Annotated in this window: 23 protein-coding genes; 14 read left to right on the top strand and 9 right to left on the bottom strand. The window is 59.2% G+C overall.

Annotation, left to right across the window (positions count from 1 at the left end; translation table 11 throughout):
• Positions 1–1,194 precede the first annotated feature (1,194 nt).
• Positions 1,195–2,187 (bottom strand): beta-propeller fold lactonase family protein, encoded by a 993-nt coding sequence (locus ACSQ8V_RS34170; RefSeq protein WP_436209245.1) that lies wholly within the window; start codon positions 2,185–2,187, stop codon positions 1,195–1,197.
• 191 nt (positions 2,188–2,378) lie between these two features.
• On the opposite strand from ACSQ8V_RS34170, the gene ACSQ8V_RS34165 reads away from it, so the two are divergent.
• From ACSQ8V_RS34165 to ACSQ8V_RS34150, 4 genes are all read left to right on the top strand, one after another.
• Positions 2,379–3,698: an Nramp family divalent metal transporter gene (locus tag ACSQ8V_RS34165; RefSeq protein WP_436208768.1), complete on the top strand. Its 1,320-nt coding sequence runs from the start codon at positions 2,379–2,381 to the stop codon at positions 3,696–3,698.
• A 166-nt stretch (positions 3,699–3,864) separates the two neighbouring features.
• Positions 3,865–4,245: a DUF2946 domain-containing protein gene (locus ACSQ8V_RS34160; RefSeq protein ID WP_213762949.1), complete on the top strand. Its 381-nt coding sequence runs from the start codon at positions 3,865–3,867 to the stop codon at positions 4,243–4,245.
• A gap of 117 nt (positions 4,246–4,362) precedes the next feature.
• Positions 4,363–5,286 (top strand): hypothetical protein, encoded by a 924-nt coding sequence (locus ACSQ8V_RS34155; protein ID WP_213762950.1) that lies wholly within the window; start codon positions 4,363–4,365, stop codon positions 5,284–5,286.
• Between the two features lie 11 nt (positions 5,287–5,297).
• Complete coding sequence (locus tag ACSQ8V_RS34150; protein ID WP_436208767.1) at positions 5,298–5,660, top strand: copper resistance CopC family protein; 363 nt, start codon at positions 5,298–5,300, stop codon at positions 5,658–5,660.
• A gap of 303 nt (positions 5,661–5,963) precedes the next feature.
• Here ACSQ8V_RS34150 and ACSQ8V_RS34145 read toward each other — a convergent pair whose 3' ends face one another.
• Positions 5,964–6,389: a GNAT family N-acetyltransferase gene (locus ACSQ8V_RS34145; protein WP_436208766.1), complete on the bottom strand. Its 426-nt coding sequence runs from the start codon at positions 6,387–6,389 to the stop codon at positions 5,964–5,966.
• 233 nt (positions 6,390–6,622) lie between these two features.
• The gene (locus ACSQ8V_RS34140) at positions 6,623–7,513 is read right to left on the bottom strand and encodes a LysR family transcriptional regulator (RefSeq protein ID WP_436208765.1); all 891 of its coding nucleotides are present in this window, start codon (positions 7,511–7,513) and stop codon (positions 6,623–6,625) included.
• A gap of 181 nt (positions 7,514–7,694) precedes the next feature.
• Here ACSQ8V_RS34140 and ACSQ8V_RS34135 point away from each other — a divergent pair, with 181 nt between their 5' ends.
• From ACSQ8V_RS34135 to ACSQ8V_RS34100, 8 genes are all read left to right on the top strand, one after another.
• On the top strand, positions 7,695–8,558 hold the full coding sequence (locus ACSQ8V_RS34135) for an alpha/beta fold hydrolase (protein WP_436208764.1): 864 nt from the start codon (positions 7,695–7,697) through the stop codon (positions 8,556–8,558).
• Positions 8,559–8,630: 72 nt separating this feature from the next.
• A complete protein-coding gene (locus tag ACSQ8V_RS34130) occupies positions 8,631–9,377 on the top strand; it encodes an SDR family NAD(P)-dependent oxidoreductase (RefSeq protein WP_436186141.1) in 747 nt (248 codons plus the stop codon).
• 93 nt (positions 9,378–9,470) lie between these two features.
• Entirely contained in the window at positions 9,471–10,118 is a 648-nt protein-coding gene (locus ACSQ8V_RS34125; RefSeq protein WP_436208763.1) for a glutathione S-transferase, read from the top strand.
• Between the two features lie 71 nt (positions 10,119–10,189).
• Positions 10,190–11,305 carry an alkene reductase gene (locus ACSQ8V_RS34120; RefSeq protein ID WP_436208762.1) on the top strand — a complete coding sequence of 372 codons (1,116 nt, stop codon included), beginning with the start codon at positions 10,190–10,192 and terminating at the stop codon, positions 11,303–11,305.
• A 74-nt stretch (positions 11,306–11,379) separates the two neighbouring features.
• The gene (locus ACSQ8V_RS34115) at positions 11,380–12,369 is read left to right on the top strand and encodes a zinc-dependent alcohol dehydrogenase family protein (protein ID WP_436208761.1); all 990 of its coding nucleotides are present in this window, start codon (positions 11,380–11,382) and stop codon (positions 12,367–12,369) included.
• Between the two features lie 99 nt (positions 12,370–12,468).
• Positions 12,469–13,218, top strand: coding sequence for an SDR family NAD(P)-dependent oxidoreductase (locus ACSQ8V_RS34110; RefSeq protein ID WP_213762968.1), 750 nt, complete (start codon positions 12,469–12,471; stop codon positions 13,216–13,218).
• A 28-nt stretch (positions 13,219–13,246) separates the two neighbouring features.
• Complete coding sequence (locus ACSQ8V_RS34105; RefSeq protein ID WP_436208760.1) at positions 13,247–13,567, top strand: NIPSNAP family protein; 321 nt, start codon at positions 13,247–13,249, stop codon at positions 13,565–13,567.
• An 82-nt stretch (positions 13,568–13,649) separates the two neighbouring features.
• A complete protein-coding gene (locus tag ACSQ8V_RS34100; protein ID WP_436208759.1) occupies positions 13,650–14,144 on the top strand; it encodes a DUF3237 domain-containing protein in 495 nt (164 codons plus the stop codon).
• Positions 14,145–14,186: 42 nt separating this feature from the next.
• Here ACSQ8V_RS34100 and ACSQ8V_RS34095 read toward each other — a convergent pair whose 3' ends face one another.
• Positions 14,187–14,912 carry a dienelactone hydrolase family protein gene (locus tag ACSQ8V_RS34095; protein ID WP_436208758.1) on the bottom strand — a complete coding sequence of 242 codons (726 nt, stop codon included), beginning with the start codon at positions 14,910–14,912 and terminating at the stop codon, positions 14,187–14,189.
• Between the two features lie 373 nt (positions 14,913–15,285).
• Entirely contained in the window at positions 15,286–16,176 is an 891-nt protein-coding gene (locus ACSQ8V_RS34090; RefSeq protein ID WP_213762975.1) for a LysR family transcriptional regulator, read from the bottom strand.
• Positions 16,177–16,279: 103 nt separating this feature from the next.
• Between ACSQ8V_RS34090 and ACSQ8V_RS34085 the strand changes: the two genes are divergently transcribed.
• Both ACSQ8V_RS34085 and ACSQ8V_RS34080 read left to right on the top strand, forming a co-directional pair.
• The gene (locus ACSQ8V_RS34085; RefSeq protein ID WP_436208757.1) at positions 16,280–17,347 is read left to right on the top strand and encodes an alkene reductase; all 1,068 of its coding nucleotides are present in this window, start codon (positions 16,280–16,282) and stop codon (positions 17,345–17,347) included.
• Positions 17,344–18,267 carry an NADP-dependent oxidoreductase gene (locus ACSQ8V_RS34080; protein WP_436208756.1) on the top strand — a complete coding sequence of 308 codons (924 nt, stop codon included), beginning with the start codon at positions 17,344–17,346 and terminating at the stop codon, positions 18,265–18,267. The genes ACSQ8V_RS34085 and ACSQ8V_RS34080 overlap by 4 nt, the downstream gene beginning before the upstream one ends.
• A 104-nt stretch (positions 18,268–18,371) precedes the next feature.
• Here ACSQ8V_RS34080 and ACSQ8V_RS34075 read toward each other — a convergent pair whose 3' ends face one another.
• From ACSQ8V_RS34075 to ACSQ8V_RS34060, 4 genes are all read right to left on the bottom strand, one after another.
• Positions 18,372–18,806, bottom strand: coding sequence for a DUF2934 domain-containing protein (locus ACSQ8V_RS34075; RefSeq protein ID WP_436209244.1), 435 nt, complete (start codon positions 18,804–18,806; stop codon positions 18,372–18,374).
• Between the two features lie 282 nt (positions 18,807–19,088).
• Positions 19,089–20,567 carry an amino acid permease gene (locus ACSQ8V_RS34070; protein WP_436208755.1) on the bottom strand — a complete coding sequence of 493 codons (1,479 nt, stop codon included), beginning with the start codon at positions 20,565–20,567 and terminating at the stop codon, positions 19,089–19,091.
• A 42-nt stretch (positions 20,568–20,609) separates the two neighbouring features.
• Positions 20,610–21,995 carry a glutamate decarboxylase gene (locus ACSQ8V_RS34065; protein WP_436208754.1) on the bottom strand — a complete coding sequence of 462 codons (1,386 nt, stop codon included), beginning with the start codon at positions 21,993–21,995 and terminating at the stop codon, positions 20,610–20,612.
• 386 nt (positions 21,996–22,381) lie between these two features.
• The gene (locus ACSQ8V_RS34060; protein WP_436208753.1) at positions 22,382–23,074 is read right to left on the bottom strand and encodes a CBS domain-containing protein; all 693 of its coding nucleotides are present in this window, start codon (positions 23,072–23,074) and stop codon (positions 22,382–22,384) included.
• Between the last annotated feature and the right edge of the window lie 23 nt (positions 23,075–23,097).

Raw genomic sequence — 23,097 nt, 5'->3', positions numbered from 1 at the left:
AAGAAAGTGTAAAGACGGGGGGAGACAGGCGGGGGGATTGAGAGGTCAGGTTTTTGAGGTAGTGGTCGGGGTTGGCGCTGGGGTTGGCGCTGGGGTGGTCGGTTCTGGGGTTAGCGGTCGGGGTCAGTGCCGGGTTGGTGCTTTCAGTGTTAGTGGTCTGCGAGAGTCGGATTTTCTCTTTATCACTGTTAGCCACTGTGCGTGGCGGCACGTCATTTCTTTGTCCAAAGCGACAAAGAAACGAAGCAAAGAAAACGCTTTAACCGCTCTACCCTAAGTGTCCACAGCGTGCAGTTTCTATTCATAGGTGCCCCAAAAGCACGGTGCTCGCCAGAGCCACGGATGTGTGAACCCCTCCTTCTCGCGAATCCTGACATGAACACGCTTCGCCCCGTACGCTCTCGGGCAAGCACAATTGCTAAGGAACCCGCACGGCCCCACGGGTATTTACGGCTGCGGTTTTTTGACAGCTTAGCCACCTTGTCTGTGCGACCGTATTCATAGGCTTCAGCTTCGTGCGTGTTTGTGTTTACTGCTTCAGTTTTTTGGAATTGGCTGCGCGTTCTGTACAGCTATTTTAGTCGGTTACGGCCGTCCGCATCTTTGCGGCCTCGTTTCCAGCAGGGTTGGCGACGTGGTTCGAGGTGTGTACAAATTCGGTGGTTGGTCGTCCGCGGATAGCGCGGGGTGCCCCTTGGGCAGGTTCAATCACTGGTGGCGAAGCGTGTGGGTATCGGTGTTCGGAGAAAGAGGGGTTCACATATCCTTCGCTCTGGCGAGCACCGTGCTTTTGGGGCACCTATGAATCAAAACTGCACGCTGTGGACACTTAGGGTAGCGTGGTTTAAAAGCGTTTTCTTTGCTTCGTTTCTTTGTCGCTTTGGACAAAGAAATGACGTGCCGCCACGCACAGTGGCTAATAGTGATAAAGAGAATATCCGACTCTCGCAGACCGCTAACGCCGAAAGCACCAACCCGGCATTGACTCCGACCGCTGGCCCCAGAGCCTAGCACCCATCACTGCCCCGACCACTACCCCACGCCCCTCTCGATCAAACAGAACCCAACGTCGACGTATAAGAGCGTCTGCAGAGTAGAAACCCCATTGTCTAACTGCACGACGATTTCAGTAATCACGGGGTTCCTCTAGCGCCAGCTGAAAATAACCCAAGCCGAATTAAACGCTGCAAACGATCAGTCCGGATTCGGCGCGTACACAGGTGCCCGGTCCGCAAAATACAACCCATGCGGCGAACGTCCTACTGCAATGGTGTCGATCAGCTTGCGGCTGTTGAGATCGATCACGCCAACATGCCGCGCAAAGCGGAACGTCACCCAAAGGGTTTTGCGATCGGCCGACAATTCCATGTCATCGGGGCCAGGCAATAACCCATCTATGTCACCGACCTTCTGCAACGTCGTGTAATCCAGGATGCTGATCGTGCTGGCCACACGATTCGACACGGCGACATGTTTACCGTCATCGAGATTACGAAAGTTGTGCGCGCCTTTGCCAGTCTGAATGCGTTTTACGACCTGCTGCTTATGCCAGTCGACGACGGCGACATCGTCTTCACCCGTCATCCCAACCAGCAAGTCGCGATCACCCGGCGTCATCCAAAGTCCCGCCGGCGTATTTCCAACCGGCATTTTCCACTTGACCGTTTGCGTGGCCAGATCGATCGCGGCAAGTTCGCCCGAATCCTGTAACGTCACGAATACCGTGCTCGCATCCGAAGAAAACGTCATATGGCTAGGCGTTTTAGCAAGTGGAACACGCTTGGCGAGCGTGAGATCGTGGCCGTCGTATCGGTAGATATCGACTCGGTCCAGCCTCAAGCCCGCGGTGACAAACCATTTGTGGTCAGGAGAAAAACCGAGCTGGTACGGATCTTCTATGTCTTCCACCCGCTTTTGTACCTTGCCGCTATGCGGATCGACAAAGATCAGATCATTCGATACCGAGTCGGCGATAATGAGCGAATTTCCATCAGGCGTCACCATCAGGTGATGCGGTTCCTTGCCTGTCGGCTCGGTACCCAGGACCTTGTGCTTGCCTTCATCTATCAAAGTAAGCTGGGCCTCACCGGAATCAAGCACGATGACTTTAGACGTAGCCGGCGTATCCGCTAGCGCGAGGTTATGGAAAAGCAAGGTAACAATGGCCGTTACCGAAAGGTTTCTGATTGCAGTGCTAAGCATATTGAAAGAAATAACAACGAGAATGCCCAAAAAGGCAAAAACTGTGCTCTGATTGCTTAACGCGCTAATTTGCTGTCGGGCTAAGCAATTAATGCACTGCATATGATGCCGCCATGATGGCCGCCAAGCCGGTCCGCGCGGACCAACCCATTATCTCTAACGTATTGAGTCAAGCAATGGATGACCGCGTCCGCGCCGAAACCAGCCGATCAATGAGCGACAGTACGACCCTCGCCATGCGTGATGTGCTGGAAGGCCGCCGCACTGGCTGGTCGGTGCTCCTGCCCTTTGCAGGACCAGCCGTCGTTGTCTCCGTCGCTTATATGGACCCGGGTAATTTCGCGACCAATATCCAGGCCGGCGCGCGATACGGGTATGGATTATTGTGGGTTGTGCTGCTGGCGAACATTATTGCCATGCTATTTCAGTCACTTTCCGCAAAACTGGGAATTGTCACTGGACGCAATCTCGCGGAGTTATGCAGGGATCATTTACCCAGGCCGCTCGTCTACATAATGTGGGGCGTCAGCGAAGTCGCGGCCATGGCCACCGACCTGGCCGAATTCCTCGGCGGTGCGATCGGCCTGAGTTTGCTTTTTCACATGCCGTTGTTGATCGGCATGATCGTCACGGCAATCGTCACATACGGCTTGTTGTTCTTCGAGAAAGCGGGATACCGGCCGCTGGAGCTGATTATTGGCGCACTGGTCGGGATCATCGGCTTGTCTTATCTCGCTGAGCTCTTCATTGCGCCGGTAGCCTGGGCCCAGGTCGGGCTGCATCTGTTCAAGCCGGACTTGCCCGACGCGCAAGCCGTGACTATCGCGGCGGGCATTATCGGGGCGACGGTCATGCCGCACGCGCTCTTTCTTCATTCGGGACTCACCCAAGGCCGCCTGCCCCCCAAGACCGAGGGCGAACGCAAAAGGTTGCTCACATTCTCAAACGTCGAAGTGATCATTGCGCTGACCATTGCGGGCATGATCAACATGGCCATGGTCATCATGGCATCCGGCGCGTTTCACTCGGGTCATCCGGAAGTGGCCGAGATTGAAACCGCCTATCACACGCTTGCGCCGCTGCTGGGCATTGCCGCCGCGGGCATTTTCCTGCTGTCGCTGATCGCGTCGGGCATTTCCAGTTCGGTCGTGGGAACCATGGCCGGTCAAATGATCATGCAGGGGTTTGTCGGCTTCCGCATCCCGCTATGGCTGCGTCGCGCGATTACGATGGTGCCGAGTTTCGTCGTGGTCTGGCTAGGCGTGAACGCTACGCAAGCGCTGGTCATGAGTCAGGTCGTGCTAAGTCTTGCGCTGCCGTTTCCCATGGCGGCACTCGTGTGGTTCACGTGTCGGACAGATGTCATGGGCTCGTACAAGAACCGGACCCTGGTGAAAATCGCGGCTATCGTTGCGGCCTTTGGAGTGCTTGCCCTTAACGCGATCCTCCTGCTGCAAACATTCGGCGTGGATATTCCCGGCTTGCCAACCGCCTGAACGCCTAATCTCCGCGTGGGGCAATACTCCCGCGGATGTACCTGTACTACGACCGCAAACGTCACTTCAAACAGCCTGATGGCGCATGACAATTATTGCGTTTTGAAGTGGATAACGCGTGGCATAATCGGCGCCATATCATCGACCGCCCGGTGTTGATCACAGCATGTTCCGCCGTCGCTTACTGAAGATCGGAAGTATCCTGGGATTGCTTGCAATCCTGATGACTTCGATCGCGCCGACGGTCTCGCACGCGCTAGCCTCGCATGATCGGCTAGGCCAGGCGCTCAGCACGTATTGCTCGGCAGACCCGGCCTTCAGCGAAGCGGGCAACAGCGACTCCTCTTCACACTCCGGGGCCCTGCATTGGCAGGCTTGCGCTTATTGCGGCCTGCTCGCTCACTTCCCCGTTCTAACCGGTTCGACGGTGGCCTTTGCCGCTGCCGTGTCGGTGACCAGTGCTCCGCTTCCCGTGGTACGCGCAGCCGTTCGCGCGGTGCCGCTCTTCATTGCCGCCCAGCCTCGCGCGCCTCCTGTCGCTTCCTGATCACTGACCCATTTCGTGCCTGTTGCTCGCACCGCTGACGGCGGCGCGATGCCGTCGCGTGCCAAACACGACGGCGCTCAATAGCGCGCTCACAACGATCATGACGAAGGAAACACGATGCGTACGCTTCTAAAGCGGCACGCGGCGCCTGCACGCGCCGCACTTATGTGGGCGGCAGGTGCCGCCTGCCTTGCGGGTTCATCCGGCACCTGGGCACACGCGGTGGTCGGCGACCGGGTCTTCCCGGCGACGATGGCCGTGGACGACCCCGGCGTCGGCGATGAATTCGACTTCCAGTACGGCCATATCAAAAGCCCGACCGACGATGGTGACAACATGAACGTCAACACCGCCTCGTTCGAATGGGACAAGCTGATTACGTCGAATCTGGCGTTCAGCATCGGCAGTGCCTACGTCACGCAGAACGCGCCCAACGGGGGCTCAGCAAAGGGCTTCGACAACGTCACACTCGGCCTGAAGTATCTGGCTTACTCCAACGCCCGCCATGAGTTCATGGCATCGGTCGGCGTGAACACGGAACTGGGCGGCACAGGCGCTCGCGCGATTGGCGATTCGTCTTCCACCATCACGCCAACGGTCTATTTCGGCAAGGGCTTCGGTGACCTTCCATCGAGTCTCGGCTTCTTGAAGCCATTCGCGATCACGGGTGAAATCGGACCTAACCTGACGACGTCTCGATCGTCACCGAACTCGCTCGACTGGGGCACGACGCTGCAGTACAGCATCCCCTATCTGCAGCAGCAGGTGAAAGACCTCGGCTTGCCGCAGCCGCTCGCCAACCTGATTCCGGTGGTCGAGTTCCCGATGAACACCTGCACCGCGGGTCCGTGTTCCGGCCATACGACCGGGACCATCAACCCCGGTTTCATCTGGCTCAACCGCTATGGTCAGCTAGGTATCGAAGCGCAGATTCCGGTCAATCGCGCGACGGGCAACCACGTCGGGATCCTGCTTCAGGCGCATCTGTATTTCGACGATATCTTTCCTAACTCTGTCGGCAAGCCACTCTTCAATCCATGAAAATCGCTCTTATGAAAAATGCTACCGTGCGCACGTTAATCGCCGCAGCCGCTCTTGCGAGTACGCAGCTCGCTCAAGCGCACGCCTATCCACAACATCAGGAACCGGGCGCGGGAGCCACCGTGTCGACATCGCAAAAGGAAGTGGCGATCGAGTTCGACGATGGACTCGAACCCGCATTCAGTTCGATCGCCGTCACCGATGCGCAGGGCAAGCCTGTCATCAGCGCAAAGTCAGTGGTTGATCCGGCGGACAAGAAACACATGTCGGTCGCGCTGAATGCGTTGACGCCCGGTGTTTATTCGGTCGCCTGGATTGCCGTCGCCGACGACGGGCATCGCACCCAGGGGCACTACAGTTTCACGGTCAAGTAGGCAAGGACCGATTGCCGTCGCGAGTCACGCAAGCGCGTGACTCGCGACGATCGAATGGGCCACGCTGCATCATGAGCACCAACCTCGGTGGAGACGTTGGCCTAAGCTTGGTTATGCCCCACGCCCTTAAAGAACGTATAGCAAAACACGCCATCGTCTTGCGTGGTTCTGTGTAGATCCCTGATACCGTCATCGAAATCTTCCGGCTTGATCAGGCCGGCCGATATAGCGAATAAAAGCACGCCTTCGATCATCGCGGTGAAGGTCTTCCGTGTGAATCCGTCCACCAGATCGGGTCGAAACCTAAAGCGCCCGCGAGAGCCGCGTTAGCGTATCAACGCGGTGCCAGCCAGCCTTTTCCCAAAAGGCCATGGCCGCCTCGTTATCAACGACGACATCCAGATGCACCCATCCCAGGTGGTGTTCCCGGAGCCGCTCGATACATCTGTCGATCATTACCCTGGCGAGGCCTTGACCGCGCGAAGCCGGTGCGACCACAACGTGCTGGAGAAATCCGCGGCGGCCATCATGGCTAGCCAGGGCGCAGCCGACCAGCTCGCGATCATTGACAGCAACGACGCTCAGACCCGGGTTCCTGGCCAGCAACCGTTCGATCCCCTCCTTGCTGTCGGTAACCGGGCGAATGTCGACACCCGGCGTACTCTTCCACAGTGCAACAACAGCGTCATAGTCAGCCAATACCATTTCTCGAATCTGTGCGCCCATCATCCATCCTGTCAAGAGCTATTGTTTAATGTTAAGTACTGCGGCTTAGTCACAGCCAAAGATGGTGTAAAGCTCGCCTCTGCGGCAAGCCACTTTAGCAACGCGCTGGAAGCAGCACCCATGGACGCCGCGCACCCTGCTGCGGCGAATGAAACAACGCTTACATTGGAACGCTATTTTAAGGGCACGGCCGAGGAGCGGCCGGGCGTGTTATGCGTTCCGCGAGTTCACCAGGATCAAGTGGGACCATGCACCATCAACTCGTCTGCTCTTGAAAGAAACAACTTCAGGACGGGCGATGCGTTTGACCTGCTGTAGCCAATAACCAGATCAATTGTCGGTGCGTCGCCTTCAAGAGGGCGGCTGACCACCGACCACGGCAAGAGATTGTTTGCATACTCCGGCATCAGCGCCAGTCCGCGCGTGGATGCGACGAGCGACATGGCCATCGCCAGATTATCGACTCCGTGTTCGGGCGTGATATTGACCCCGCTCTGCTGCAGATACCGCTCAATCACTTCGTGCAGCACCCTCGCCTTGTTCGAGGCCATGATGAACGGCTCGCCCACGAGATCCCCGGGATGGATCGCCGCTCGCTCGGTCAATGGGTGGTCGCTCGGCATGAGCACAACGAGCTTTTCACGGCTGACTACGCGATAGTCGAGATCAAACCCCGGTTCGGCACGTAAAAACGCGAGGTCGAGCTTGCCGCGTGCGAGCGCGTCGGCGAGGTCCGGCGAATAGTGGCTCGATACCGTCACGTCGATGTTCGGCAGTTCATCGCGCAGCACCTGCATGGCGCGCGGCAGCCAGGTCATTTCTTGACCGGTCAGGAAACCAAGTGCAAAGACCTGTTTCGTGGGTTGCGCAGCGCGGCGCGCCGCCTCAATAGCGGCGTCGACTTGCGTCAGCGCTAATCGCGCATGGTCAAGGAACGCCTTGCCCGCCGCCGTCAACTCGACCCCACGCGCGCTCCGGCTGAACAGTTCTGCTCCAACCTCGTCCTCCAGATCACGGATCTGCCGGCTAAGCGACGGTTGCGACGTATGCAGGCGGCGTTCAGCCGCAACGGTCAGGCTACCGGTCTCGGCGACGGCCACGAAGTACCGCAGATGTCGAAGCTCCATACACTTCCTTCAATTTAGCCATGCCTGGCAGGCATGCCCGCCAGCCTACAAAGTCTTTTTACTTTCCGCAAGACCCCACTAGATTACGCATCAGGCAGCGACGAAACGGCAACGACCTGTTCATCGCGACGACTTGGAATCTATCTCACTCCATGCCTTTCATCTATATCGGAGAATCGCCATGACCAGCCATACGCACCAAACTGCCCCGACGCAATTCGTTGATGCAAACGGTATCCACTTCGCTTATCGGCGCTTCGGCAAGACGGGCGGCGTGCCGCTCGTATTAAACATCCACTTCACCGGCACGATGGATCACTGGGACCCGGCTGTTACCAACGGACTTGCGCAGGGTCGAGAAGTGATCCTGTTCAACAATGCCGGAATCTCCAGCACGTCAGGCGAGGTACCGCAGTCGATTGAAGAAATGGCCGCCAACGCTGCCGCCTTTATCAAGGCACTCGGACTCACGCAAGTCGACGTGCTCGGTTTTTCGATGGGCGGCCTGATCGCACAAGAACTGGCGCTGGCCGAGCCGCAGCTCGTACGCCGCCTCATCCTGGTTGGCACCGGCCCGCGCAGCGGCGAAGGCATGGAATCGCTTACGCCGGAAGCGCAGGATATTTTCGGCGCGACCTACGAAGAGCCGGATCACCTGTGGCTTCGCGTGCACTTCTCGCCGTCGGATGCGAGCCAGGCAGCCGGCCGCAAGTTCCTGCAGCGCTTCCGTCTGCGCACCGAAGGCCGGGACCCCGAAGTCAACGACAAGGTCGCACCGGCGCAACTCGCCGCACTCGCCAAGTGGGGCGTGCCCCGCGAGAACCCTTTCGATTACCTGTTGGCGCTCGCTCAGCCCACGCTCGTGATCAACGGGGATAACGACGTAATCATCTACTCGATCAACTCGTGGATTCTGCAGCAGAACATTCCGAACGCGCAGTTGATCATTTACCCGGACGCCAACCACGGCTCGCTGTACCAGTATCCCGAACGCTTCGTGACGCATGTGGCGCAGTTCCTGTCCGAGAGCGACGAACGCGCCTGAGCCAACGCTCGTGTTGATGTTCATGCGCTGAATTGTCAGATGGTTTTACATTCAACCTGCAGGAGTCTGATCATGACCCACCTCACCGGAAAGACCGCGCTCGTCACGGGCGCTTCACGCGGCATCGGCCGTGCCAGCGCGCTCGCACTTGCCAAAGAAGGCGCACAAGTGCTGGTTCACTACAGCAGCGGAGAAAAGGAAGCGGACGCGGTCGTTGCCGAAATTCGTGCGGCCGGCGGCAACGCTCAAAAGGTCGCCGCGAATCTGCGCGATGCCGACGGCCCGCATACGCTCGCCAGACGTGTACGCGCTGTGGTGGGTCATCGGCTCGACATTCTGGTGGCGAACGCCGGCATTTCGAAGTCGGCGAGCATCGAGGAAACGACTGTCGAAGATTTCGATAACCTGTTCGCCGTGAATGTGCGCGCACCCTATTTTCTCGTGCAGCAATTGCTGCCGGTGTTGTGCAAAGGCAGCAGCGTTGTTCTGCTGTCGTCGCTCGCAGCGCACACGGTAGTTGGCAAGCTGCCAGCCTACGCGGCGACCAAGGGCGCGGTCGATACCCTCGTCAAGCATTTCGCCTCCGCACTGGGCGAGCGCGGTATTCGCGTGAATGCGGTCGCGCCCGGCGTGGTTGCAACCGATATGTCGAGTTTCACGAAGACTGAGGAAGGACGCGGAGTGGCGATCGGCATGCAGGCGCTAAAACGGGTCGCGCAACCCGATGACATCGGCAGCGCTGTCGCGTTTCTTGCATCGGATGCGGCGCGCTGGATTACCGGCGAAACACTGCATGTAGACGGCGGCTCGAAGCTCTAGTCAGAACGAATTCAAGCATATTTCCAGCGTGTGTGAAAAACCCTATTGATTAGGTATCCACACTTAAATTAAACACGATAAAGGATGATTCAAATGACACCCTCTGCTCCCGTACTGTACGAATCAAAAGGCTCCCCGAACGCACGCCGTGTTCGCATCTTCATCGCGGAGAAGGGAATCGATATCCCGATGAAGCCGGTCGACCTGGGCGCCAAGGAACAGTTCTCCGACTCCTACCGCGCAATCAATCCGCGCAGTCAGGTACCGGCGCTGGCTTTAGCCGATGGTCCCGTCATCACTGAAGTGCTCGCGATCTGGCGTTATCTGGAAGAGGCGTATCCACAATCCCCGCTACTGGGGACGACGGCCGAGTCGAAGGCTCTCGTCACCATGTGGGAACGCCGCGCAGAACTGGATGGCTTCGCACCGGTCATGGAGGGCGTGCGCAACGCGGTCGCCGGACTGAAGGGCCGCGCGCTCTCGGGCCCACACGCTTATGACCAGATTCCCGAACTGGTCGAGCGCAGCAAACAACGCGTGGCGAATTTTTTCTCCGACTTCAACGTTCGCCTCGAAACGGTCCGGTTCGTAGCCGGCGATGAATTCTCGGCAGCGGACATCACCACGCTGGTCACGGTCGACTTCGCAACCAACGCGCTGAAGATGCCGATTCCAGCAGAACACACCGCATTTCGTCGCTGGTACGACGAGGTCTCTGCCCGTCCGAGCGCTACCGCATAAAACCGTTGTGCCGGTCCTTGGCGACCGGCGCGTAACGAACCGAATACGCATTACCTGCTAAAGGAAAGATCATGGCTCACTTGTTCACATCGAAGAAAGTTGGCGCCTATACCCTCTCGCATCGTGTGGTCCTTGCACCGATGACCCGCCTGCGCACCATCCAGCCCGGCGACATCCCCAGCCCGATGATGGCCGACTTCTACGGCCAGCGCGCATCGAATGGCGGGCTCGAAATCATTGAAGGCGTCAGCATCTCGATCCCCGCCCGCTCGTACCTGGGCGCCGCGAGCTTCTATCACGACGGGCAGATAGAAGGCTGGAAGGCCATCGCCAATGCTGTTCACGCCAAGGGTGGCCGCGCCTTCATGCAGCTCATCCACGGCGGCCGTCAAAGTCACGTCGAGATGACCGGCGGTGTTGATCCGGTCGCACCGTCGGTCGTCCCGTTCGACGGCGTCGCGCTCACCAAGGACGGATTCGTTCCGGCTTCACCGCATCGGGCGCTTGGCATTGAAGAGATTCCGGGCATTGTCGAAGAATTTCGCGTTGCAGCACAACGCGCGCTGGATGCAGGTTTCGATGGTGTCGAGCTTCACGGTGCGAACGGCTACCTGGTAGATCAGTTCATCCAGGACGGCACCAACCAGCGCACCGACGCTTACGGCGGCGGAATCGAAAACCGCGTCCGCTTCCTGCGCGAAACCGTTGAAGCCCTCATCTCCGTGTGGGGTGCGGACCGGGTCGGCGTGCGCATCTCGCCGTCAGGCGAATGGGGCGGTATCTCCGACAGCAATCCCGAAGCAACCTTCAGCTACGTCGCGAAGGTGCTCGACGAATACAAGATCGCGTATCTGCATGTGATCGAGCCGCGCATCAAGGGCGATGAAACGCTGCATGAAGGGCAAGCGCCCGTTGCAACGAAGTATCTGCGTGCGCACTTCTCCGGTCCAATCATCGCGGCCGGCGGTTTCGACGGCGACAGCGCCGAAACGATCGTGGCATCCGGCGATGCAGACCTGGTCGCATTCGGTCGTCACTTCTCGTCGAATCCTGATTTGCCGTATCGTCTGAAGCACAAGCTGCCGCTTACACCGTATGTCCGCGCCGCATTCTGGGGCGGCGATGAAAAGCATTACTCGGATTTTCCCGCTTATTTGCCTACTGTAGAAGTCGCAGAAGCCGTGTGAACCGGATGGCGCTTCGGCGCCGCGCTTGAACCCAGCCTGGACCCAGCTTGGACCCACTTACTCTGGAGAGTCTCATGTCACGCACCATCAAGTTTGCCAAAGCCGGCGGTCCCGAAGTCCTCGAATTCGTGGAGACAACAGTACCCGCTCCCGGTCCGACCGAAGTTCGCATCAACGTCAAGGCAATCGGCATCAATCGCGCCGAGGCAATGTGGCGCGCGGACGCCTATATTGAACCCGTCAAGTTCCCGGCCGGTCTCGGATACGAAGCAGCGGGTATTGTCGATGCAGTGGGCAGCGACGTCACCGGCCTCGCGCCCGGCGACAAGGTCAGCCTGATTCCATCGTTCTCGATGAATCAGTACTTCACGTACGGCGAAGTCATCGTGGCGCCTGACTATGCAGTCGTCAAGCATCCGGAATCGCTTTCGTATGCCGAAGCGGCATCGGTCTGGATGATGTTCGTGACGGCTTACGGCGCGCTCATCGAAGATGCGAAAGTGACCAAGGGCGATTTTGTCATCATCCCGGCAGCGTCGAGCAGCGTTGGACTCGCGGCGATCCAGATTGCCAACTACGCCGGCGCGACGTCCATCGCGACAACGCGCACGGCTGAAAAGAAACAACAGTTGCTCGATGCGGGCGCGGCGCACGTCATTGTCACGGACGAGACTGACCTGGTCGAAGAGGTCAAGCGAATCACGGACGGCCAGGGTGCGCGCGTGGTGTTCGACCCAGTCGGCGGCCCGAACTTCCCGAAGCTGATTTCCGCGCTGTCGTTCCAGGGCATTGCGTACATCTATGGCGCGCTTAGCGAGGGTGTGACGCCCCTGCCCGTGCTGGACATGATCGCCAAGATGATCACCGTCAAGGCTCACAACATCTGGCTGACGAGCGGAGACGCGACACGTCGGAAGGCTGCGGTGGAGTACGTGCTGAAGGGACTTGAGAGCGGCGCGCTCAAACCGGTGATTGATCGCACTTTCACGTTCGACGAAATTGTCGACGTGCATCGCTATCTGGAAACCAACGGCCAGTTCGGCAAGATCGTGGTGACCGTATAAGCAAAAGCGCCGCCGCCCGGTCGCGGGCGCTGGCACCCGATGAAGGGCCGTGCGATCGCAGGACTTGCTTTCGCGCTGGCCGATCAAGGAGCAAACGAAATGACCAACCATCCTGTTGTACTCATCACGGGCGCGCTGACCGGCATCGGCCGCGCCGCCGCCTTTGCATTCGCCCGCGAAAACGCGCGGATTGTGGTGTCGGGCCGCCGCGTTGAAGAAGGCCGGAAGCTCGCCGCCGAACTGAACGCACTCGGCGCGGAAGCTGAATTCTTTCAGGCAGATGTCCGCTTTGAAGACGATGTGCGCAATCTGGTCGACGGCGCAGTGGCCCGCTTCGGGCGGCTCGATGTAGCGGTCAACGCTGCGGGCGCTGAAGGCGAGTCGGCGCCCGTGATGGAGCAGACGCCCGAGCGCTACGCAGCCGTCTTCGATACCAATGTGCTCGGCACGCTGCTTGGCATGAAACACGAACTGCGCGTGATGACCGCGCAAGGCAGCGGCAGTATCGTCAATATCTCGTCGACAATGGGCGCGCGCGGCGCGGCAGGCGCGTCGATCTACGTGGCCAGCAAGCACGCGGTGGAGGGTCTTACGAAGTCCGCGGCGCTGGAGGCTGCGGCGTTCGGTGTACGGGTCAATGCCGTCGCCCCCGGTCCCGTGGAGACGGCCATGCTGAATCGCCTGACGGTTAATGCGGAACGCAAGGCGGCCTTTCTCGCGGCCGTCCCGCTCAAACGCGCTGGAACGCCTGAAGAAATCGCCGACGCCATTGTGTTCGTTTCGTCCGACAAGTCGAGCTTCATGACCGGCGAAGTCCTCAGGGTCAATGGCGGACGAACCGCGTCGTAATACCTTTGATATCCCCAGGAGATAACCGATGCTTTACGAAATCAGAACCTATACCTTCAAACCGTTGCGTGCCGCCGAATGGCTTGCGTTATACAAAAGCGAAGCCCTGCCGCTTCAGAAGGAATTCCTGGGCGAACTGGTCGGCTTCTTTACCACCGAGATTGGCGACATCAGCCAGATCGTTCATATCTGGGCGTACAAGAGCCTGGACGATCGGCTCGAACGCCGCGACAGGATGGCTGCCGACAGCCGCTGGCAAGCATTCGGCAGCAAGGTGAAGGAGTTGGATATTCTCGTCAGCATGGAGTCGCGGATCATGCGGCCCACGGACTTCTCGCCGCTGAAATAGCGTAACCAATCAAAGGAACACGCAGCCTTCAGGTTCGTCATGCGGACCGGCGGCGACGCCCTACATAGCGATGGTGAACAGCATGTCTACTCCGCCTTTCGATGATCTCCCCGCATCGCTCAAGAGCGTGCAAACCCGCCCTCTGTTCGTCATGCGACTAGATGTGAAACCGATTGTGATCGTCGGTGAAACGCCGGGGCCGTTTCGTCGCGTGGGAATTGTGCCGTCGGGGACATTTGCCGGCGAACGGCTGTCCGGCAAGGTGCTGGACGGCGGCAGCGACTGGCAAACCGTTCGCGGCGACGCAAGCACGACGCTCGACGTGCGCCTGATCCTGCAAACCGACGACGGCGTGAACCTGACGATGGCGTATCGCGGCGTGCGTCACGGACCCGTTGACGTCATTCAACGACTGGAAAAAGGCGAGGAAGTCGACCCGGCAAGCTACTATTTCCGGATCAACCCCATGTTCGAAGCGCCCGCAGGAAAGTATGAGTGGCTGAACCGGATCATCGCCGTGGGGACGGGACACCGGTTCGCCTATGGGCCTGTTTACAGCGTTTTTGAAGTCCTGTAGCCGGTTCGCCGCCGGCTTCCTTCTTCCACGGAACCCGCAATGCTAGCCGGCGTGCGTTGACTGCGGCCACAGCGTGCGGCCGAAAAAGGTCAGCGTCCGGTCCCACGCCAGTTGCGACCAGACCGGATCGAACTGGGTCCGGGCAATACGGCCCGGGCCGACCGCTGTTTCGTTGGCAAACGCATGATGCGCAAGGTAGCGATGAAACTCCACGTCGACCTTGGCCTCGGTCAGCTTGCTCTCCAGTGCGTCGACCGTTTCAGCCGGGAAGAACTCGTCCTGTGTGGCCCAGTGACCAAGCACGGGTGCCTTGATCTTCGATGCATCGACGTATTCGAGCGGCGGGAAGCCGTACCAAACCGTACCGGCGGAAAGGTCGGGGACATGACACAGAGCCAGCAGCGTGAGCGCGCCGCCCATGCAATAGCCGGTCACGCCGACCCGCTCCGACTGCGCCTTGAGGTACTTCACGGCGCCCGCTATGTCCTGACCGGCGGCATCCGCGAAATCGAGTGCGCCCAGCAGATGGCTGGCCTCTTCCTCTTCGACGGTGGTTTTTCCGCGAAATAGATCGGGAACCAGCGCCAGATAACCGGATTGCGCGAAGCGGTCTGCCACGCCGCGGATCTGATCGTTCAAGCCCCACCATTCCTGAATCACGACGATGGCAGGCGCGCCCTCCAGTTTCTGCGGTTTGGCCAAATAACCCTGAACGTCTTTCCCGTCAGGGCGTTGATAGGTGATCATGGATCCTAGTGACTGTTTCATGACATGGTCCTCGATTGGGCGGAACCGGTAGCATAGCGCCAGTGGCACGGGTACGCATGCTGCGGTCAGTTGTCAATGAGCGAGGGCATTGCTCTCGCTGGCCGGTTTGGTGACGCAACGGGCAATCCGCGCGATCCGCGCCCTAACAAAGCGTCGCAGGATGATCGCGCGGGGTTGCACCGAATGGATCACGGACTAACGGTTGCCAAATACATCGTATTCCTTATCTTTATATAATTTGATCATCAAGCGATGGCAATCAAGGCCCAGAAGCCGCAATATCGTTGAGGATGACAACGTTGAGGCCCAGTTCATAGGTTACGCCTGCCGGTACGGTACTGCAGGGACCAGACATCTAGCGCCAAAGACCTCGTCAATTGAGCCGCGCCTTGATGAAATCGATGAACAAGCGGGTCCTGGCCGGCAAGAGCCGGGTATCGGTAATCGCGTGCACCTGGATCGGCGCAAGACTCCACTCCGGAAGTACCCGCCGTAGACGTCCCGACGCCACATCCTCGCGCGCGAGTTCCGTATCGAGCACGGCGATACCCACACCCGCCATCGCCAGCGCACGGCTCAGGCCGACACTGTTCATCCTGAATCGCGACGCAATCATCACATTGACCACCTCGTCCCCGCGATGAAGGGTTCTCGACACGTCCCCCTGGCTCGTCGCCGCTTGCCCGATGCACAGCACGTGATGCGTCAGGTCGTCGGGATGGATCAGCGGCGCGGCAGCCTTGAGATAGTCGGGCGATGCATAGAGATAACGTGGCAACAGCGCGATCTGCCGTGCGACAAGCGTTGATGGCGTTGTCGGCGGCGGTCCCATGCGAATGGCGAGATCGAACGGATCGCTCTGCAAGTCCACGCGTCGCGGCGTCAGGTCGAATTCGAAACTGATGAGCGGATAAGCCTTCGCGAACTCGCTCAGGATCGGCGCGAGATAACCGGTCGCGAGATCGACCGGCATCGACACCCGCAGCGTGCCGCTAGGACGTTCCACAACATCAAGCAGGGATTCGTGCGCAATGCGTGCCTCTTCGACAATGCTCTGACACCGCTTGAAATACACCTCGCCCGCAGCGGTGAGTTCGACCTTGCGCGTCGAGCGATGAAGCAACTGGAGGCCAATTGTCTTTTCCAGTTCCGATATATGTCGCGACAGCGTTGAATTGGGCATATCCAGCGCTTCGGCCGCGCCCCTGAAGCTTTTGGTCCGGGCGACTTCCACGAATAACCGCATATAGCTCAACAGTTCCACGATGATTGCTCCACTGGTGGATCACTGTTTTCAAGTATAGCTATTTATCCCTTGGATGGATCAATGCAACATGTCTACACACCTCCTCAACCAAGGAATCGACATGAACCCGCTCTTCAGCACCACCCGGATTGGCCGCTACACGCTTCGCAATCGCGTTGTCATGGCGCCGATGACCCGCTCACGCGCCGATGACACCACAGGCGTGCCTTCGCCCATGGCGGTGGACTACTACGGCCAGCGCGCCGGCGCCGGCCTGATCATTACGGAAGGCACCTATCCCGCGCCGATGGGCAAAGGCTACGTGCGCACGCCGGGCATCCATTCCGAGGGGCAGATCGAGGGCTGGAAGCATGTCACCGATGCGGTGCATGCCAAGGGCGGCCTTATCTTCCTGCAGCTCATGCACACCGGCCGCATCTCTCATCCGAGCCTGTTGCCGAACGGCGCGACGCCCGTCGCGCCTTCGGCAATCCGTCCCGCCGGCACGGTATTCACCGCGACGGGGCCGCAAGAGTTTGTACAACCGCGCGCCCTTGAGACCGATGAGATAGCGGATATCGTCCAAGCGTATCGGCTTGCCACGCGCAACGCGTTGACGGCGGGCTTCGACGGCGTTGAATTGCATGCGGCGTCGGGGTATCTGCCCGAGCAGTTTTTGTCGTCGGGAACGAACCAGCGGACCGATCTTTACGGCGGCTCGCTTGCCAATCGCGCACGCTTCATCCTGGAAGTATTGGGCGCGATGTCTCAGGAAGCGGGCAGCGACCGCGTCGGTATCAAGATCGCGCCTGAAATGGGCTTCAACGATGTGACCGATGCAACACCGCAGGAGACCTATCGTTATCTCGTGGAGCAACTTGCCGCGCTCAAGCTGGCGTATCTGCATGTGGCGAAGACCAAGAGCGAATTCGATTACCGCACGTTCCTTCGTCCGTTATTCGATGGCCCCTGTCTGGCAGGCGGCGGGCTGACCCGCGAGAGCGCGCAAGCACTGATCGAGCAGGACAACGCGGATGCAACGGTGTTTGGCAGCCTCTATCTCGCCAACCCGGATTTGCCACAGCGCTTTCTCGCCGATGCACCGTTCAACACGCCCGAGCGCGACACGTTCTATTCGCCCGGCCCGACTGGGTATATCGACTATCCCGCACTGGAGAAAGCTCAATGAACCGCGCCCTTCGTATCCACGCCTACGGCGGTCCCGACGCCGTGAAGATTGACAGCATCACGATGCCGGCCGCTGCTTCAAGCGGGGTCGTGGTTCACGTCAAGGCCGCGGGAATCAACGGTCTCGACTGGAAGATCCGCGACGGCTGGTTGCAAAACGATTTCCCGCTGCCCCTCCCCGCGACGCTCGGCGTTGAACTAGCCGGCGAAGTGATTGAAGTCGGCGCCGGCGTGAGCGGATTCGTTATCGGCGACCGGGTCATGGGGCCCGTGGGCGGACTCGGCGCCTATGCCGATTTCGTAGCAGTCGCCTCGAACACGCTGGTGAAAACGCCTGCCAGCCTGACCGACGAGCGTGCTGCGGCTATCCCCGTTGGGGCGCTGACCGCATGGCAGGCGTTGTTCGAAGCCGGAGAACTGGAACGCGGCCAGACCGTATTGATTCATGGCGCGGCCGGCGGCGTGGGGAGTTTCGCCGTCCAGTTCGCGCGCCGTGCCGGGGCGCGTGTCATAGCGACCGCTCAGGGCATCAACGCGGGTTATCTGCGTGGGTTGGGTGCGGATGAAGTCATCGACTATCGGACTTCGTCGTTCTGGGAGCGGACCAGGGACATCGATCTGGTGCTTGATCTGGTGGGCGGCTCGGCGCTCGCCAACTCGTGGCAAGTGATAACCGATGCGGGAAGAATCGTGAGCACGGCCGCGCCGGATATTGCAGCCCATACGCCAGCGGGCAAGCGCGGTATCTGGTTTCAGATGCGACCCGATGCGGCACAACTTGCAGAGATTGTGAGCCTGGTCGATCAAGGCGCGGTGAAGGTGGAAGTATCGGAAGTCGCCAGATTGAGCGACGCTGCCGCTGCGATCGAGCGCAACAAGACGGGACATGGACCGGGGAAAGCGGTGATCCTGTTCCAATGAATAATGACTTCGCTGCGGGGAGCCGCAGCGAAGTCATCCTTACCGATCAAGATGATCGTGGCCGGTCAAACCGTGACTCCCAATCCATGGCATCAAACCTCAGGTCATTGAGCCCCGAATTCACGTACGCGATGCCAGTTTTCATCGGCATGTCCTTCCGGGCTACCCTCTTGTTGCCAGAGCACATACGCACGCTCGCTGAGGTGCTGGTGGGAGGCGCGTTCCCAATAGTCGTCGGCCCGCCCCTCAGGGCAACCATCCTGTTCCCACAAAAAGTAGGCGCGCATGCGGATGCCCTGCTCCAGACCCTCTCTCGTTTCCGAACTATTGTCCAGATCGTCGCCATAAGACGCCAGTTGACCCCCTCGCCCCACGTGGACCCGTGCGCTCAGCCTTGGCAGCTCGGCATCGGGCACCAGGCGCCCGTGAGCCGCTGCCTCCAGTGCCTTTGCTTCGTATCGCGCATCATCGGGGGAATCATCCGCCTGCCCAAGCGTGACCGGGTAGGTATGAATAACCGTTCCGCTGCCGTCCAACACATCAATCAAGCGCTCAGCCATTGCCGTGCTCCCCAAGGGTGTTTGCCGAACCATCGCTATCAAAGAACGAGGTAACCCGGATACAGACGCCGCGTAACCTCAGCCCTGTGCTGCTCGCCAATCACATCTGCTTCATCTTCCACGATGGACCGGCGTTCCCTCGCCTTACATAAAGACGTTGCGCAAGGATCGATCCACGTGAACAAAATTCAGCATCAATCATTCGGCGAACCCGGCCGAACCGCCCAGCGTGTCGGGTTTGCCACGCGGGCGGCTCTTCTCTTATTTCGCGGCGGTGGCTGCCAGCACGGGTGAATCAGCCGGCGCAGCCCAGCTACTGCGGCGCATGTGATGGATGATCAGCGGGACGCCGCCAAACACCACGATGCCAAGCGTCACCAGCCCGATGTACATGGCCGGCGAACCCACCGGCAACTGGTCGGGCGGGAAGAACGACACCACGAAGCTGAACACCACACCCGCGAGGCCCACGCCCGCAAAAATCCACATCCCCACGATCCCGCCCGGCACCGTGAACGGGCGCTTGAGATCGGGCGCGGAATAGCGCAGTTTTATCGCTGCGGCATACATCAGCATGTAAGCGATCAAATACAGCGCGATAGTCATTGCCGAGATCAGGAAAAATGCGACCGATACATCCTTGATGACGAAGTAAAAGCACGACATCAGGGTAACGATCACCCCTTGCACCAGCAGGATATGGGTGGGCATCCCTTTTTTGTTCTTCGCCTGCAGCAGCGGCGGCAGTTCGCCTTCATGAGCCGTTTCAAGCAGTCCACGTGAGGGGCTGCCAAGCCACGCCAGCACCCCGCTTATGGCGCCCACGCCCACGAGCAGCGACAGCGCCGATACCAGCCACTGCATGTGCCAGATATCCGTGATGACCGCGGCGAAGGTATCGAATACGCCGGACTGCAGCGAGATCTTTTCGTACGAAAGAATGCCGGCGATCGGCAGCGCACCAAGCGCAAAAATCAGGATCGAGATAATGGCGCCCAGACCGATTGCTGCAGGGTAGCCGCGGCTCGGGCTGCGCATGTCCATCACGTGCACGGCCTGGACCTCGACGCCGGCGAACAGCAGCACAATGCCGGCGAGAAACGCGATGGTGCCAAAGCCATGGATCGCGGGCCAATAACGCGCCTGACCCGCTTCGGAAAGCGCCGGGTCCTTCAGATGCTGCCAGCCGAGCGCGTGCCCCGTATAGATCCAGTACGCCAGCAACGCGAGCAATACAACCCCAGGAACGATCGTGCCGATAATGAACGTCCAGTTGGCGATCCGCGCGAAAACCTCCACGCCTTGCAGCACCACCCAAGTAGAAAGCCAATAGGCAACGATGCAAAACACGCCGACATAGACGCCATTGGTCGCCAGCTCCGGGCGGCCGATCGTATAAGCGATAGCCGCCGCACCGAACGTCAGCGCGACCGGATACCACACCACGTTTTGAATCCATTGCAGCCAGATAGCGAGGAAGCCCCATCGATTGCCGAATGCCTCGCCCACCCACGTATATATTCCACCGCGCCGGTCGGCGAAAGCACCGCCAAGTTCGGCGGAGATCAGTGACGCCGGGATCAGGTAAAAGATCACCGTGAACGCGAGATAGACGAACATCGTCATCTCTTCCTTCGCGAGCAGCGGCAAGCCGCGCAAGCTGGTCACCACGGCGGCCGCTGTCATCAGGCCGATTGATGTGGCACTCAGGTAAGTGCCCTTTTTTGCTGTTGCAGTCATATCAGACCCCTGGTCGTTAAGTCGTCAACTAAGCCGTCAATGTCAGTTATGGTGAAAGCTCGGTCCCGCCTTTGAATTAGGCACCGGGTTTTCCAGCAGATGCGCGATTGCATTCTTGATGTCGTTTAGCAGCAGACCCGCCATGTCGCGCGTGATGCCCCGGCGAATCAAAATACGCTGGACGATCGTTTCCTCACGGTCAGCGGGAAGCTCGTAGGAGGCGATTTGCCAGCCCCGCATGCGAACACGGTCCGACAAGTCGAACAGCGAAAAACCGGCGGTATCGGGGTGGCGCAGCTTGTAGCAGACCGCGGGCAGCGCGCCACGGCCGTCGTACACCATTTCTATGGGGCTGAGTTTGGCGAGACCGTCTGCCAGGAATTGCGCCGTGTCGGCACATTCTTGCTGGATACGCCTGTACCCCTCGTGGCCTAGCCGGAGCAACAAGTAATACTGCGCGATGATCTGCCCCGCCGGCCGCGAAAAATTGAGCGCGAACGTGGGCATGTTGCCGCCAAGATAGTCGACCATGAAGATCAGGTCGTCAGGCAGGTCCTTCACGCTACGCCATACCACCCAACCTACTCCGAGCGGCGCCAGGCCATATTTATGGCCCGAGCTGTTAATGGATTTCACCCGTTCTATGCTGAAGTCCCATTCCAGATCCGGTTGAATGAAAGGCGCGATAAAGCCGCCGCTGGCGGCGTCCACGTGGATGGGGATGTCCAGGCCAACATCTCGTTGCAACGCGTCCAGCGCGCCGGCGAGGGCCTTGACAGGCTCATAGACGCACGTGAAGGTAATGCCGAGCGTAGCGACCACGCCAATGGTGTTTTCATCGCAATAGGCGGCAAGCTGCTCGGGTTGCAGACCGAGCGAATCGCCGGTGAGAGGGACCTGCCTAAGTTCTACATCGAAATAACGGGCGAACTTGTCCCAGCACACTTGCACGGGTCCGCACACAATATTGGGCTTGTCGACCGGTTTGCCTTCAGCCAGGCGGCGCTTCTTCCATTGCCATTTGAGCGCAAGCCCACCCAGCATGCAGGCTTCGCTCGAACCCGTTGTGGAACATCCCGTTGTTTCCCACGAACGCGGCGCATGCCACAGATCGGCAAGCATATGAACGCAGCGTTTTTCAATCTCGGCGGTCTGCGGATATTCATCTTTATCGATCATGTTCTTATCGATCGATAAATCCATCAAGCGGCGGACTTCATCGTCTGCATAGGTCGTGCAGAAAGTCGCCACGTTCTGACGCGAATTGCCATCCATGAAAAGTTCGTCGCGAACCAGATCAAATACCGCATGAGGCTCCGAGGGCAATTTCGGAATGCGATATTTCGGCAATGACGCGCCGGAGATAGTGGTTGAATACTCGTCATTGTTCGCTTCGGCGCTGCTGAGCGCGGGCTTAAGAAATGTCATTGATCATTCCGATGAGAAGAGTGAGCGGAGACGCCAGGCGTGCGGCGCTTAAAGCCAGGTGGCTTCGTCGCAAAGCCATGCGGTTGATCGCAGCCACGGAAACAAGAGGTGTCTTGCGGCTGTTCGGAGAGCCGGCAAAAGATCAGGTTTGCGGTTCAGGAGCAATCGCTTCGCGCGGCCTGATACCGTTATATGCCGCTGACTCGAACGATTATTGACCTGTGTCATTCTCACTACGTGCAGGTCTTTAATTCCGGCTTTAATCCCGCCATTAATCCCTGAGACCGGCTTTGGTACATGCGCCTTGCGGGTGCTCTTATGCCCGCCGGATAGATACGCTCTGGCGCCACTTGAGTTCAGGTAGCAACGCCAGATTTAGTAGACGATTACATCGCGGGAATTATCATGGGTGCGTCGGTATGGTCTTCCACGCCCTTGATGCCCGGCACCTTTTCAGCGGCAATGCACATGGCGCGCGCTTGCTCGGGCGAGGTGACAACACCCCATAGATGAACCGTGCCGTCGTTCACAATGACGTTCTCAGCGGCCACGGCCCAACGGTGACCGCCAAGTTCCCGGATAACCGCTTCGCGCAAAGTCTCGTCGGGGTTCGGCGTGCTCACGCCTGCGTCCTTAGGAACGCTGGCCAACGCCTTCACCAGGTTCGCACGGCTAACAATTCCAAGCAGCTCTCCGTCGTACAACACCGGAACGCGCTTGATCCGATGCCGCTCCAGAAGGTCCGCTATCTCACTCACCAGCGTGGTCTCCTTGACAGTGATCACCTTGGGCGTCATGACGTCCTTGACCAGGCGCGCGTTCTCCTTGATATACGTCGCGGCAAGATTCTGCGTCGACGCGAAAAATTCAAGCCACCATGAGCGGCGCCGGGCTTGCGTGCCGATCTCGGCTCTATGGATGAGGTCGCCCTCGGTGAGCATGCCGAGCAAGCGGCCCTCGTCATCCACGACCGGTGCCCCGCTGATGTGATTGTCGGCAAACAGGCGCGCGGCCTCTCGCACGGTCGTGCCGGGGCCCACGGTAATGACCTTCCTGGTCATGACATCGACTGCTCGCATGGTATTCCCCTCAATGTGATTGG

This window comes from Caballeronia sp. LjRoot31 (genome assembly GCF_964253885.1).
In the GTDB taxonomy this organism is placed as follows: domain Bacteria; phylum Pseudomonadota; class Gammaproteobacteria; order Burkholderiales; family Burkholderiaceae; genus Caballeronia.
This window is presented reverse-complemented; position numbering and strand designations above follow the sequence as displayed.